Raw genomic sequence first — 14,068 nt, forward strand, 5'->3', positions numbered from 1 at the left:
TCACCACGTGCGAAAGCTGACCCGGCGCCCGGCCGTTGCCGCGCTCGCCGCCGCATTCCTGTTACTGGCGGCCGCGTGCGGTTCCGCCGCGTCCTCGGGGAAGATCACGCTGAGCGTGGCCACGTTCGGCGAGTTCGGCTACGCGCCGTTGTTCGAGCAGTATCAGAAGGACCATCCGAACATCGAGATCCGCAGCCGGGTCACCGATTTCGACACGCATTTCAAGAGCCTCGCCACGCAGCTGGCGGCCGGTCGCGGCGCGGCCGACGTCGTCGCGGTCGAGGAGCAGTACATCCCGAAGTACATCCGGGCCAAGGACAAATTCGTCAACCTGGCCGATTACGGCGCGGACAAGCTCAAACAGCAATGGGCGCCGTGGAAGTGGGCGCAGGGCACCGCGGGCGATTACGTCTTCGGACTCGGCACCGACATGGGCAGCCTCGCGATGTGCTACCGCCGGGATCTGTTCCAGCAGGCCGGATTGCCGACCGACCGCAAGGCCGTCGCCGAGCTGATGCCGGACTGGCAGGGGTACGCGAACGCCGCCGCCCGGTTCACCGAAAAGCTGCCGAAGGTGAAGTTCGCCGATTCGGCGGGCACCGTTTACACCGCGATGCTCAACCAGTCGCCGGAGAACTACTTCTCCGCCAAGGACGATTCCTACATCGCCGACCGCAATCCCAGCGTCCGCAATGCCTTCCAGCTGTCCGGCGGTCTCGCGCAAGCCCACGAAACGGCCGGCGCGACCACCTATACCCAGGCCTGGAACGTCGCGATCAAACAGGGCACCTTCGCCACGATCGCGTGCCCGGCGTGGATGCTCGCGCAGATCAAGGAAGCCGGCGGCGACGCGGGCAGCGGCAAATGGGACGTCACCACGGTGCCGGGCAACAGCGGCAACCAGGGCGGTTCCTTCCTCGCCGTGCCGAAGCAAAGCGCGCACCCGAAGGAAGCCTACGATCTCGCGCAGTGGCTGACCGCGCCCGCGCAGCAGAAACGGCTTTTCCTTTCCGACGGAATCCTGCCGAGCGAACCGAGCGTGTACCAGGATCCGCAGGTCGTCGCGCACACCGATCCCTATTTCTCGAACGCTCCGGTCGGCCAGATCTACGCGGCGTCGGCGGACCGGCTGCGGCCGAACTACCGCGGCCTGCACGACGCGGACGTGCGTCCCGAATTCGGCCGCGCGCTCGGCCGGATCGAGGACGGGACGGAGAACGTCGAGCAGGCGTGGGCCGACGCGGTCCGGATGGGCCGCGACGCGATCAAGTAGCTGTCGTGGACCGGAAGCTCACCCCCTACGTCTTCATCCTGCCGTTCTTTGTCCTTTTCGGACTGTTCGGCGCGTTCCCGCTGCTGTACACGTCGTGGGTTTCGCTGCACCGGTGGGATTTGCTGTCCGGTCCGGAAGGCGGCCTCGGCCTCGCGAACTACGCGGAGCTGTTCAGCGATCCGCGGTTCTACAACGCGTTTCTCAACACCGTCAGCATCTTCCTGCTCGCCGCGATTCCGCAGTTCTTCCTCGCGTTGGGCATCGCCGCGCTGCTGAACCGGCCGCTGCGCGCGGCGACCTGGTGGCGGGCCGGGCTTTTGCTGCCGAACCTGGTGTCCGTGGTCGCGGTCGGGCTGGTGTTCGCGCAGCTGTACAGCTCGGGCTACGGCGTGGTCAACGAGGTGCTCGGCTGGTTCGGGGTGCCGCCGGTGTCGTGGCAGTCGCATCAATGGTCGTCGCATCTCGCGGTCGCGAGCATGGTGATGTGGCGCTGGACCGGGTACAACGCGCTGATCTATCTGGCCGCGATGCAAGCGGTCCCGCAGGATCTGTACGAGGCCGCCGCGCTCGACGGTGCCTCGCGCTGGCGGTCGTTCTGGTCGATCACCGTGCCCGGCATCCGCCCGACGATCGCGTTCACCGCGGTCGCCGGGACGGTCAACGGGCTCCAGTTGTTCGCCGAGCCGCAGCTGTTCGACGCGACCGGCAACGGCGGTGCGGGCGGCAACGACCGGCAGTTCCAGACCCTCACGATGTATCTGTACGAAAAGGGCTTCGGCAAATTCGACGCCGGATACGCGGCGGCGCTGTCCTGGGTGATGTTCGTGATCTGCCTGGTGTTCGCGATCTTCAACTACCGGCTGCTGCGCCGGTTCGTGGGTGCGCCGTGATCCGCCGGGGCCGGGCCGGGGGCTGGGTGTACGCGGTGCTGGTGGGGCTGGTCGCCTCGTCGCTGTTCCCGCTGTACTGGTCGTTCGTGGTGTCCACTCGGGACAATGCGGCGATCGGCGAGACCTCTCCACTGCTGCTGCCCGGCGGCCATCTCTTCGACAACATCCAGCGCGTCTTCACCACGGTGGACTTCTGGCTCGCGATCGGCAATTCGCTGATCGTCGCGACGACGGTGATGGTGTCCAATGTGGTCCTGTCCAGCTTCGCGGGCTTTTCCTTCGCCCGGCTCCGCTTCCGCGGCCGCAACACGCTGTTCTTCATCGTGGTCGGCTCGGCGATGGTGCCCGCACAGCTGGGCGTCGTGCCGCTTTACCTGGTGGTGAGCGATTTCGGCTGGTACGGCCGGCTCGAGGCGGTGATCGTGCCCGCGCTGGTGAGCGCGTTCGGCGTGTTCTGGATGCGCCAGGCGTGCGAGGGTTCGATCGACCAGGACCTGGTAGACGCGGCCACTGTGGACGGAGCGTCGATCCTGCGCACGTTCTGGCACGTGGCAGTCCCGGCGATCCGTCCACAAGCGACCGTCCTGGCCATGGTGACCTTCCTCGGTGCGTGGAACGACTACTTCTGGCCGCTGGTAGTCCTTGACCCGGCGGAAACGCCGACCGTGCAGGTCGTCCTGTCCCAGCTGGCCAGCGGCTACTTCACCGACTACGCCCTGATGCTGACCGGCGCGACCCTAGGTGTCCTGCCGGTGATCATCCTGTTCCTGCTCCTCGGCCGAAACCTGGTGCGCAGCATCTCGACCGGCCTACGGACGTCGTGAGACGTACTGCCCGAAGAACCCGGCGATCGCGGACCGCTGCACGGTGATGCTCACCCGAGGATCAATCGTCCCGATCCGGGTCTCCTGAACCTTCGGATCCACTGGCACTTGCTGGGCCAGCTTCGGCAGGAACCACTGGACATCGGTGTAGCTGTAATGCATCGCGGTCGCCAGCGTGATGTCCTGCTTGGGTGCCGAACGGTGCTCCCACAACGACTTCCACGCCGGTGACGTCCGATGGCTGCGCGCCTGACCGTCGCTGGTGCTGCCGGACGACCCCATCAACAGCACCGGCCGCGTCACCCCGTCCGCGCCAGCACGAGTGAGCTGCTTGCCGTCGACGTCGTAAGCGAGCCACCCGTCCAGATCAGCCACAGCGTCCACCCGGGAGTCCACCGTGGACACTTCGGCGGCGGTATCCCCGCCGAACGAATGCCCGATCATCCCGACCCGGCTCAGGTCCATCGCCTTGCCGAGCCCAGGAATGCCGGGCAGCTGGTCAAGAGTGAACCGGACATCCGCGACCCGCGTCCGCATCCCCGCCACCAGGTCCTTGCTCTGCTGGGAGAACACCACGCGCCCGTCCGGGAACACGACGAACGGCGCCTCACCGGTGTGATCGATGGTCACCACGATGTACCCACGACTGGCGAGATCCTCGGCGGTCGCACTGCCCAGCGCCCGCAGCGACGCCCAACCCGGCGAGTACACGATCACCGGCCACCGCCCCTGCACCGGCGCGTTCGCCCGGGCGTGCGTCCGGACGGCCGCCCAGTCGACCTTGCCGGTCGGCAGCCCCAATGCTGGTGCCGCCCCCTGATCGAAGTACGACGCGGCCGCCGCGGGCAGGTACGGTGCCTTCGGCCCAGCGCCGGGCCGAGTGGGATACCAGACGCTGATCATCAGCTCCCGGTCCCGCGCCGAGTCGACGAGGTGGACATCGCGCTCGCCAATCGCGTGCGGGCCAGTTGGGGTAGGCAGCTCGAAAGTGGTCTCCGCCGCAGCGGGCGCGGCCCCTAAGGCGGTGAGAAGGAGGGCAGCGGCGAGGACTGTTCGGAAGCGCATGCCGGAACTCTGCCGTTCCAGCCGGGTCGCCCGCGCCTGCCGACCGTCGTCAGCGACCCCCGACTTTCGTCACCCCGTCCGGCGCGCCACAGCAGTCGCGAGCTCGCTGCGTGACGGCGCATCCAACTTCCCGAGCAACCGCACGACGTGCGCCTGAACCGTCCGTCGAGGCAGTCGAAGCTCCGTCGCGATCTCTGGATTCGACCGCCCAGCCGCGACGAGCCGCGCGATCCGGACCTCCAGCGTCGACAGCGACTCCCACCCGTGCTCCGGCCGCGCCGACGTCAGCGAAGCCCCACGCTGCACGCCGACCGCCTGCAACCGCGTCTCCGCGTGCTCCAGATTCCACGCCGCGGAAAGCTCCGTGTACAGCGAAGCCGCCTCATCGAACGCGGCCTGCGCGGCGTCCAACCGGCCGACCCGAGCCAGCAGTACCGCCGAGTCCTCCAACGCGCTCGCCAGCTCAGGTTTCCGCCCCACCGCGCGGAAATGCTCCACCGTCCGCAGCACTGGCTCCGGATCCTCGCCCAGCAACCCCCGGCACCATTCCGCGGCCGCGAACGCCCGCGCCGGTTCGAGTTCCTTCTCCGCCTCTTCGACACACACCGCCAGCGCCCGCTCCGCCGCGGCCCGGTCGCCCGCCGCCAGGGCGATCTGCGCGAACTGCGGCAACCACTGATGCCGCAACATCATCTGCGCGTAAGTCGGATTCAGGATCGGCTCGAACACCGTGATCGCCTTCTGCAGATCACCCTCTTGATAGGCGACCAGCGCGTGCGCGGCAAGCAAAAAGTCGAAACTCTCCCGCTCGGCGCTGGTCGCGGGAGCGTGTTCCTCCGCCGCGTCCAGCAGCGCCGCCGCCTGCGCGTGCTCGCCCCGCCGCGCCGCGATGAGCGCCGCGACCCCGTGCAACAACAGCGCCGCCGCACCCGGTTCCCGCAGGCCGAAGAAAGTGATCGCCGGACCGTCCTCGGTCACCGTATCCAGTTCGACCAGCGCTTCGTCCCACCGGCCTTCCCAATACCGGTGCACCGCAACGGAAACCTGCAACCCGCTCGGCATGCTGTGCCGCCGCGTCACCTCGGCGGCCTCTTGCAGCGTGCGGTTCGCGTCGTCCAGCCGGTCGAGGTTCTGCAGCGTGAAGACCCGGTTGTCCAGCAGATCCAGGTGCAGGTCAGCCAATTCGTGCTCGTCGCCGACGGCCGCGATCGCCTCGTCCACGTGCTTCAGCGCGCTGGCGTGGTGCCGCCGCACGGAATCGACCAGCCACAACGTCTGCAGCGCATGCGCGGTGAGGTAGCGGTCGCCGTCCGCCTCGGCCCGCGCGCGATGTGCGGTCTTCTCCGCGACGTCGAGGTCGTCGAGCCCGCCGCGCCGGAAGTTCGCGAGCAAATGGCGGCCGCGGACCCGCCACAGCTCCGGCACTCCCGGATCCTCCGCCGGATTCCCGAGAGTCTCCACCGCGAGTTGTACGTCGCCGCGGCGGAACCGCATCGCGGACACGACGTGGCGCATCTCCGCCGCGTTGTCCGGATCGCGTGACACCGCAAGTGCTTGCAGCGCAAGGTCTTCCGGACTGCGTTCGAGCCGGAACAGCACCCGCACCAATGCGACCAGCAACGGTTCGCGGCGCGGATCGTCGTCCTCGACCACGGCGAGCGCGCGTTCCAGCAGCTCGACCGCGATCAGCGGGGCCCGGTTTGACACCGCGCTCTGGTGTTCCACGAGCCAGTCGAGCACCCAAGGGTCCACAGTGGACGGAACGGCCACGAGCTGCTCGGCGACCCGCTTCACCGGCGCGCCGATCTTGGCCAGCGCTTCGGCCGCCTGCCGATGCTGCACGGCCCGCGTTTCCGGCGACAAATGGTGGTACAACGTCTGGCGCAGCAACGGAAGCCGGAACGCGAGCTGGGTTCCGGTGTCGAGCAGGATGTTGTCCGCCAAGGCCGCTTCGAGCGGGCCGAGCAGGTCCGAGGGACGCTGTCCGAGCACCGCGGCGATGTCGCCCACCGCGAACTCCATGCCGAGAATCGCGCCCCAGCCGAGCACGTGCCGGGTCTGCTCGGGCAGCAGCTCCAGCCGCCGGTTGACCGCCGCGACGATCGATTCCGGCGGCTCGAACCGCAGCGGATCCGGGACGTCGGCGAGCCCGTCGAGGTGCTCGACCGCGCCCGAGTGCACCAGCGCGTCCAGCATTTCCTTGAGGTACAACGGATTGCCGCCGGCACGAGCGGTCAGGTCCCGCAGCCGCGGCCCGGGATCCGCGCCGATCTGCCGCTGCAGCAGGCACAGGACGTCGTCCTCGCCGAGCGGACCGAGGTCGAGCACGATGCCGTCCCGGGTCTCGACCCCGCGGCGCAGCTGAGTCATTTCCGGCCGCTCCGGTGCCGGTCGCGTCGCGGCGACCAGCAGCAACGGCAGCTGCCGGGCAGCCGCGGACAACCGGTGCCACACCAGCACGCTTGACTCGTCCGCCCACTGCAAATCGTCGACCACGAGCAACAGCGGCGATTCGGCACACAGTTCGTCGACGAGCGCGAGCAGCCGGTCCACCGAATCCAGCACCGGATCGCCGACGCGCCGCACCGGTTCCTCGCTGCTCAGCGCGACGCGTGCCCGGCGCGGATCCGGCGAATGCGGGTCGATCGCCAGGCATTCATGCATGACCTGCAACGGGAACCGCATGCTCAGCTCGTCCGCGGCGACCCAGGCGACCTGCAGACCACCGGCGTCGCCGAACGCGTGCGCCAGCAGTTCCGACTTCCCGATCCCGGCCTCGCCCTCGATCCACACCGCCCGCCCGCGGCCCGCGCGGACGCCGTCGAGAAGCTTGCGCAGCTTGCCGACCTCGGCTTCCCGGCCGAGCAACGGGTCCTGCGGCACCCGCACGACCGGCTCCGGCACCTCGGGCCGCGGCAGGTCCAGCGCCGGGTCCTCGGAGAGCACGCGCTGGTGCAGTTCGCGCAGCCCCGGACCGGGCTCCACGCCCAGCTCGGCGCGGATCGTGCGGCGTGCATCGCGGAACACGTCGAGCGCGTCGGAATGCCGGCCGCTGCGGTAGAGCGCGAGCATCAGCGAGGCCCGCAGCGATTCGCGCAGCGGATACTCGGCGGTGAGCGCGGTCAGTTCGGCAATTATCTCCTGGTGACCGCCCATTTCCAGCCTGCTGCGGGCAGCTCGGTCCAGGGTGTCCAGCCGCAGCTCGGCCAGGTACGCGCGATGCCGCTCGGCGAAGTTGCCGGGCACGCCGGACAGCGCTTCGCCGTGCCAGAGCTTGAGCGCGGCACTGAATTCAGCCACCGCCCGGTTGTGCGCCCCGGCCTCAGCCTCGCGTTTGCCGTTCTCCCGGTGCTGCTCGAACTTCGCCGCGTCCAGCGCTTCCGGCGCGAGGTCGAGCGTGTACCCCGCCGGGCCGGACCCGAGCACCGTCGAGGCGGACCATCGAGTGCGTTCGGGCTCCAGCGCGCGGCGCAGCCCGGAAATGTAGGTGTGCACGCTGCCTTCGACACTGGCCGGCGGCGACTCGCCCCACACGCCCGCGATCAGCTCCGCACGCGGCACCGGCCGTCCGGCGGCGACCGCCAGCATGGCGAAGACCGCCCGCTGCCGCGCGGGTCCGAGCGAGATTTCGGTCGTCCCGCGCCAGGCGCGCAACGGGCCGAGCGCCGTCACCCGCAAATCCCCTGGCATGCCGTTCCATTCGCCGTGTTGACCGAGTTTACCGGTCGATCATGGACGCGAGTCCACCCCGGTTCACTCTCCTGCCGCACGCGCGCGGACCGGACTGGCCCGCCGGATGCCGTACGGCTGCATCCGCGTCTCGGCCCGCCGCACGTCCCAAGCCGCGCCGACCGAGGTGTAGCTGGTGAGTGCCGCGAGGAAAGCCGTGCGCGCCTCGTCGAGACGGCGGTACTCGGCGAGCAGGATCGCGGCGTCCTCGCTGGCCCGAGCGTGCTTGAGCATCCGTCCGGCGGCCTCGTAGTGCGTGGCGGCGCCGAGGATCGCGTCCGGATCCGCGGTGACCAGGCCCCGGCAGTGCGCGGTGGCCGCGGTGTGCGACGGCGGAGTGTCGTACCCGCTGGTGTCGCCCATCAGCCGCAGCGCCCGGAACGCGTGCGGCTGGTCGCCGAGCTGCATGGCGAGCCGGGCGAGGTCGGGCAGCCACTGCTGACGCGCCGCGGGCGGATAGTTCTGGCCCAGCAACGGGAGAAGCGCGGCGAGCGCGGCTTCCGGATCGCCTTCCAGCTCGGCGAGCTGGGCGCGCGCGGCGAGCAGGTAGTCGCCGCCGTTCGGCTCGAGACCGTGCGGGAACTGGTGCCGGGCCGCCGCGTCGAGATGTGCGCGCGCCTCGTCTGGTTCGTCCCGGTGACTCGCGATCAGCGCGCCGACGCCGTGCACCAGCAACGCCGATCCCGGGCTGCGCAACACATACGACGCGGTTTCCGCACCGCCCCGGATCACCGTGTCGAGTTCGGCCAGCGCCTCGCCCCACCGGCCGCGCCAGTAGTAGTGCACCGCGCCGGCCAGGTGCATCTCGCCGGGCACCGCCCGGGTCGCGGCCAGCCGGCGCGCGGTGCTCAGGTCCGCGTCGTTGTCGAGTCCGTCCAGCACACCCAGTTCGGACAGATCCGGTGCGGCCGCTCGATGGTCGACGGCGAACCGCTCGATGGTCACGCGCAGGGTTTCGTGCCGCCCGCGCCACATCTCCGGCACCTTCGGATCGGCCAGCGTACGGCGGACTTCCGCCGAGGCTTCGGCGAATTCGCCGCGCCGGTAATAGATGTAGGCGAGGATCCAGCGCATTTCCGCGGCCTGCCTGCTGTCCTGGGTGCGCGCGACGACCGACCGCGCCTCCGCCTCCGGCTCCCGGCCGAGCCAGAACAGCAGCCGGGCGAGCGTGGCGGTGAGCGGTTCGCGGGCCTCGGCGGGCAGCACAGCCTGCTTGACCACCTGTTTGAGCAGATCCACCGCGACCCGCGGCGACTGCGCGGCGACCGTGCCGATGTGCTCGACCAGCCAGTTCGCCATCCACGGGTCCACTTGCGCGGGTGCCGCCGCCAGTTGTTCGGCGACGCGTTCCGCACCCGCTCCCGCACCATCGAGCGCTTCGGCCAGCTGCCGGTGCAGCGCGACGCGCATCGCGGCTGGCGTCTTTTCGTACAACACGCGGCGCAGCAACGGATGCCGGAACGCGAGCAGATCGCCGGACTCGACCAGCACCCCCGCGGTGAGCGCTTCTTCGACCGCGGCGACGAGCGCGGTCGGCGCGCGTTCGGTGGCGATCGCGATGTCGGCGAGCGAGAATTCCTTGCCCAGCAAGGCGGCCCAGCGCAACAGGTCTCGCGCGGAGCTGGAGAGGAAGATCAGATACAGCGTGACCCGCGAGCCGAGCGGCGACGGGATCGAGCGGCACGACGAACCGTCCACAATGGCGTGCGCGCCGTCGAGCAGGATCATCGAATTGGCGAGCAGGGTTTCGACGATTTCCGTGGCGTAGCGCGGGTTTCCGGCGGCGTGGCCGAGCAGCACCGAGAACATCCGGTTCGGCGGCGCGCCGGTGAGATCCGCGGCGATCTTCCGGATCTCGTGGTCCGGCAACGGTTGCAGCCGCAGCAGCGAGGTCGCGCCGGACGACAGGTCCGCGGCCAGCGCTTCGAGCGCGGCCGAGCGGGGGAGCGGACGGCTCGCTCCGACGAGCAGCAGCGGCAGCCGCCGGGTCTCGCGAGCGAGGTGCTGCCACACCTGCAACGTCGTTTCGTCCGCCCATTGCAGATCGTCGACCACGAGCACGAGGGGGCCGTCCGCGCACAGCTGCCGGACGAGTCCGAGAATGCCCTGCACCGGGTCCAGGTCCGGGTTCTCGGCGAGCGCCACCGCCAGTTCCGCGCGGCGCAGGTCCGAGGCGCGCGGGTGCACGCCGAGCGCGTCCAGCAGCGGACGCAGCGCGAAGCCCTGGTCGAGCGAGTCCGCGGCGGCGAACAGCGCGGGGTAACCGGTTTCGTGTGCCAGCGCGACGGTTTCGGCCAGCAGGGCGGTCCGGCCGATTCCCGGTTCGCCCTTCACCCACACCGAACGGCCGAGGCCGCCGCCCAGACCGGCGACGGCTTCGCTGAGCAGCTGCAGTTCGTCTTCCCGCCCGACGAACGTCGCCGGACGCGGCGGCAGCACCGGCAACGGGAAGCGGGGGACCTTCGTGACCGGCGCGGGCGTGACCGCCTCGTCGACGGCCAGCAGCTTTTCGTACAACTCCCGCAGCGCGGGACCCGGCTCGGTGCCGGACGCTTCGACCAGCCGCTCGCGCAGCTCGGTGTAGACGATGAGCGCCTCGTGATGCCGGCCAGCCTGGTCGAGTGCTCGCATGAGCAGTCCGTGCAGCGGCTCGCGGAACGGGTGTTCCGCGGCGAGTTCGCCGAGCTGCGTGACGAGCCCGGCGGATTCGCCCGAGTCCATCGCCAGCTCGGCCCGGCGTTCGACGGTCGCCAGCCGCAGTTCCTCCAGCCGCACCCGCTGCGCGGTCGCGTAATGCCCGGAGAGACATTGCAGCGGCGTCCCGTCCCACTCCGCGAGAGCCTCGTCGAGCACGCTCCGTGCCTCGGCCCGGCGTCCCTCGGCGAGCAGCCGGTTGCCGAGGTCGCGCAGCGCGCTGAAGCGGTGGACGTCGATCTGCTCCGGTTCGACACAGAGCGAGTAGCCGGATCCGGTGGACGCGATCAGCCGCGATTCGGCGCCTTTGCGGCGGCCCGGTTCGAGGACGCGGCGCAGTCCGGAGATATAGGTGTAGATGCTCCCCTGCGCGCTGGCCGGGGGCGAGTCGCCCCACACCGCGTCGATGAGCACTTCGCGGGAGACGGTGCGGTTCGGCGAGAAGGCCAGTACCGCGAAGACTGTGCGCCGATGAGCGGAACCGAGGTCGAGCTGCCGGTCGCCGAGCCAGGCTCGCACCGGTCCGAGCAGCTGGATTTCCGGCGCCGGGACGCCGCCGGATGCCGACATCGGTCTCCCTTCACGCGCTGACGGATCGTCACACGCCGGATGCCACTGGTGAGCTTACGCCGAAAAGGTGACGTCGCGGGACCGCCCCGGGTTGCTTTTGCCGGTCTTGTCCAGCGAATTGTCCGGTGGACATGGTCGGGGGAGAGGCCCGCCGGTGAACGCCGGGCAAACCGGCCGGGCGGTCCGGCAGGCACACCTGCCGCGACAAAGGGGCATCGGCCGCGCTCCCCGGTTTCCGGACGGGAATCCCTGCGGCAGCCTCGATGAGGAACCCGCGCGCTCGATTCGCGGCTTCGGCGCGGCGGTGGTGAGGAGGAGGCGTGGACCCGGTTCCGGCCCCGGCGGGGGCGAGGTTCGCGGCGGCGATCGACGCGGCGAACGCCTGTTTCGGCACGGTGAACAGCGAAATGGCGGCGCTGCAGGCGTCGTGGCGCGGCGAGGCGGCGGTGCGCTTCGGCCAGGCGATGAACGATTGGGAGCAGCAGTTCGATCGCATTCTGGCAAGTCTGGCAGATCTCGTGGACGTCGCGCGCGGTACGGCCGCGTCCACCACCGCACAGTGCTCAAATGAGCGCGTGCGGTGCCCTGATCATCGATGAGCGGCGATCCCGGCTTCGAGCAGGCCGCCGAAGTGCTGTCCCGGATCCGCCGCACGACCGCCGACCTCGACGCGGTGCTGGCGGAACTGGAGTCGGCGGTGGAACCCGAGGTGGCCGCCTGGCCCGCCGCCGCGCGGGCCCGCTACCGGGAGGCCAAACGGGAGTGGGCCGCCGCGCTCGACCGGATGCCCGAATGCCTCGACCGGGCGGCGCAAGCCTTCCGCGAGATCTCGTCTCCAGACCCGAAAAGAGGCGGCTGAACAGGGAAAACCCCGGTTTTCTCCACCGGCCTTCACGAGCGCGCCAGAAAACGTGAAGTCTCGCCCGCCACACTGCGTCCAGGCAATGTGAAGGGGGTAACCGTGAAGCTCGTCAAGGTCGCAGTGCTCGCCTCGGACCCGATCACCCGGGCCGGAGCCGCGAGCCTGCTGGGTTCGCGCCCGGAACTGGTCCTGCTCGGCCAGGACGCGGCGAGCCAGGCGGACGTGGTCCTCGTGATGGAGGAGCACGTGACCGACCGGGTGCTGTCGCAGGTGCGGGACCTCGGCAGGCAGTCCGAGCAGCTGACCGGACCGCATCTGGTGATCGTGGTCGACCATTTCCGCGAGAGCGACCTGATGACGGCCGTCGAATGCGGGGTCGTCGCGATCCTGCCGCGCCGCGAAACCGGCGGCGGCGAACTGGTCGCGGCAGTACTGGCCGCGGGCGACGGCACGGCAACGCTCCCGCCGCGGCTGCAGGGCGCGCTGCTCGCGCAGGTGCAGCGGATGCGCCGCGACGTGCTGGAGCCGAACGGCCTCACGCTGTCCGGCCTGGCGTCGCGCGAATGCGACGTGCTGCGTCTGGTCGCCGAGGGCTATGGCACCGAGGAGATCGCGACGAAGCTCTGTTATTCGGAGCGGACGGTCAAGAACGTGCTGTACGGCCTGATGACCCGCTGCGGTCTGAACAACCGTGCGCACGCCGTGGCCTATGCCCTGCGCGCCGGCGCGATCTAGTCTTCTGACCCATGGCGCAGACGGCGGTAGAGATCGCTCGCGGAGTGCGGGCAGGGGAGCTGGACCCGGTCCAGGTGACCGAGGAAGCCCTCGCCCGGATCGCAGCAGCGGACGGCGTCGTCGGCGCGTTCCGCCGCGTGCGCTTCGCCGAGGCCCGAGCCGAAGCCGCCGAAGTCGCGGCCCGCCCGGACCTCGCTTCGCTGCCCCTGGCCGGCGTCCCCGTCGCGGTCAAAGATGTCACCGAGGTAGCGGGCGAATACCAGGGCTGGGGTTCAGAAGCAGGCCCCCGCGACCTGGCGACCGCCGACGGCCTGATCGCCACCCGCCTGCGCGCGGCCGGCGCGGTCATCGTCGGCCTGACCCGCGTGCCGGAGCTGTGCATCTTCCCGACCAGCGACGACCCTTCCGGGATCGCACGCAACCCCCGCAACCCAGCTTTCACCGCAGGCGGTTCCTCGGGCGGCAGCGCGGCTGCGGTAGCCGCGGGTCTGGTCCCGATCGCCCACGGCACCGACGGTCTGGGATCTATTCGCTTGCCCGCCGGAATGTGCGGAATCGTAGGCCTGAAACCCGGCCGCGACGTGGTCCGCGAAGACGCTCCAGGCTGGTTCGGCCTCTCCACCCACGGCCCACTGACCACGACGGTCGCCGATGCGGCGCTCCTGATGTCCGTTCTGGCTGACCGCCCGGAATGGGCCGCCCTGACGCCCCCGGGTTCCCTGCGCATCGCGACCTCCACCCAGGTCCCGTTCACCCGAGCTCCCCTGCCGCGCCCGCTCCGCGCCGCCGTCGACCAGGCCGCTTCGCTCCTTTCGGCTGGCCACACCGTCACTTCCGCGACCCCCGCCTACCCACTCCGCGCCCTAGGTGGTCTAGTCGCCCGCTGGTTCGCCGGTCCGGCTGAGCAGGCCGCGGGCAGCTTCGACCTGTCGCGCCTGCAACCCCGGACCCGAGTCCACGTCCGCCTCGGCCGCCTGACGGCACGCCTCGTCAACGACCGAGCCCGCGACGAATGGGAGGCGATCGCGGAGCAGTTCTTCGAGTCCCACGACGTGCTGGTGACCCCGACGTTGGCGACCTTGCCGCTGAAAGCCCGCCGCTGGCACCGCGAGCCGTGGCTGGCGAACGCAGTCCCGTCCTCGAGAGTGGCGTCATTCACCGGCCCGTGGAACCTGGCCGGATACCCCGCGCTCTCGGTCCCGGTGGCCCGGCACCCCGTCCATGACCTTGCGATGTGCGTGCAACTAGTAGCCCGCCCCGGCGGGGAACCGGTGCTGCTGGGGCTGGCGGCGGAACTGGAATCGGCGAACCCCTGGCCGCGGACGGTCTAGGGGCTCACTGGCTTGATGCCGTGAAGGGCTCCTTGAGGGAAACAGATTCCTTCAAGGAGCCCTTCACGGACTTGATCTGGGGCACCCCGGCTCGG

10 protein-coding genes are annotated in these 14,068 nt (G+C 70.1%); 7 read left to right on the forward strand and 3 right to left on the reverse strand.

Annotation, left to right across the window (positions count from 1 at the left end; translation table 11 throughout):
• The first annotated feature begins 7 nt into the window (after positions 1 to 7).
• Genes DMP23_RS40400 through DMP23_RS40410 form a run of 3 tightly spaced genes read left to right on the forward strand, consistent with a single transcriptional unit; the run spans position 8 to position 2,987 of the window.
• Complete coding sequence (locus DMP23_RS40400; protein ID WP_238604274.1) at positions 8 to 1,273, forward strand: ABC transporter substrate-binding protein; 1,266 nt, start codon at positions 8 to 10, stop codon at positions 1,271 to 1,273.
• Between the two features lie 5 nt (positions 1,274 to 1,278).
• Positions 1,279 to 2,163 (forward strand): carbohydrate ABC transporter permease, encoded by an 885-nt coding sequence (locus tag DMP23_RS40405; RefSeq protein WP_337824119.1) that lies wholly within the window; start codon positions 1,279 to 1,281, stop codon positions 2,161 to 2,163.
• Positions 2,163 to 2,987: a carbohydrate ABC transporter permease gene (locus DMP23_RS40410; protein WP_337824501.1), complete on the forward strand. Its 825-nt coding sequence runs from the start codon at positions 2,163 to 2,165 to the stop codon at positions 2,985 to 2,987. The genes DMP23_RS40405 and DMP23_RS40410 overlap by 1 nt, the downstream gene beginning before the upstream one ends.
• On the opposite strand, the gene DMP23_RS40415 is transcribed toward DMP23_RS40410, so the two are convergent.
• The 3 genes from DMP23_RS40415 to DMP23_RS40425 all read right to left on the reverse strand — a co-directional run bounded on the left by DMP23_RS40415 (position 2,973) and on the right by DMP23_RS40425 (position 11,045).
• Positions 2,973 to 4,052, reverse strand: a complete 1,080-nt coding sequence (locus DMP23_RS40415; RefSeq protein ID WP_337824120.1) for an alpha/beta hydrolase family protein — start codon at positions 4,050 to 4,052, stop codon at positions 2,973 to 2,975. The two genes, DMP23_RS40410 and DMP23_RS40415, sit on opposite strands and share 15 nt — an antisense overlap.
• 69 nt (positions 4,053 to 4,121) lie before the next feature.
• Entirely contained in the window at positions 4,122 to 7,742 is a 3,621-nt protein-coding gene (locus DMP23_RS40420) for a BTAD domain-containing putative transcriptional regulator (RefSeq protein WP_337824121.1), read from the reverse strand.
• Between the two features lie 63 nt (positions 7,743 to 7,805).
• On the reverse strand, positions 7,806 to 11,045 hold the full coding sequence (locus tag DMP23_RS40425) for a BTAD domain-containing putative transcriptional regulator (protein ID WP_337824122.1): 3,240 nt from the start codon (positions 11,043 to 11,045) through the stop codon (positions 7,806 to 7,808).
• Between the two features lie 320 nt (positions 11,046 to 11,365).
• Here DMP23_RS40425 and DMP23_RS40430 point away from each other — a divergent pair, with 320 nt between their 5' ends.
• The 4 genes from DMP23_RS40430 to DMP23_RS40445 all read left to right on the forward strand — a co-directional run bounded on the left by DMP23_RS40430 (position 11,366) and on the right by DMP23_RS40445 (position 13,973).
• Complete coding sequence (locus tag DMP23_RS40430; protein WP_336157263.1) at positions 11,366 to 11,644, forward strand: WXG100 family type VII secretion target; 279 nt, start codon at positions 11,366 to 11,368, stop codon at positions 11,642 to 11,644.
• Complete coding sequence (locus DMP23_RS40435; protein WP_037816761.1) at positions 11,641 to 11,904, forward strand: hypothetical protein; 264 nt, start codon at positions 11,641 to 11,643, stop codon at positions 11,902 to 11,904. Before DMP23_RS40430 ends, DMP23_RS40435 begins: the two co-directional genes overlap by 4 nt.
• 102 nt (positions 11,905 to 12,006) lie before the next feature.
• Positions 12,007 to 12,642: a response regulator transcription factor gene (locus tag DMP23_RS40440; RefSeq protein WP_037816759.1), complete on the forward strand. Its 636-nt coding sequence runs from the start codon at positions 12,007 to 12,009 to the stop codon at positions 12,640 to 12,642.
• A gap of 11 nt (positions 12,643 to 12,653) precedes the next feature.
• Positions 12,654 to 13,973 carry an amidase gene (locus DMP23_RS40445; RefSeq protein ID WP_337824123.1) on the forward strand — a complete coding sequence of 440 codons (1,320 nt, stop codon included), beginning with the start codon at positions 12,654 to 12,656 and terminating at the stop codon, positions 13,971 to 13,973.
• Positions 13,974 to 14,068: the final 95 nt, after the last annotated feature.

The organism is Amycolatopsis sp. A1MSW2902 (assembly GCF_017312175.1).
In the GTDB taxonomy this organism is placed as follows: Bacteria; Actinomycetota; Actinomycetes; order Mycobacteriales; family Pseudonocardiaceae; genus Amycolatopsis; species Amycolatopsis nivea.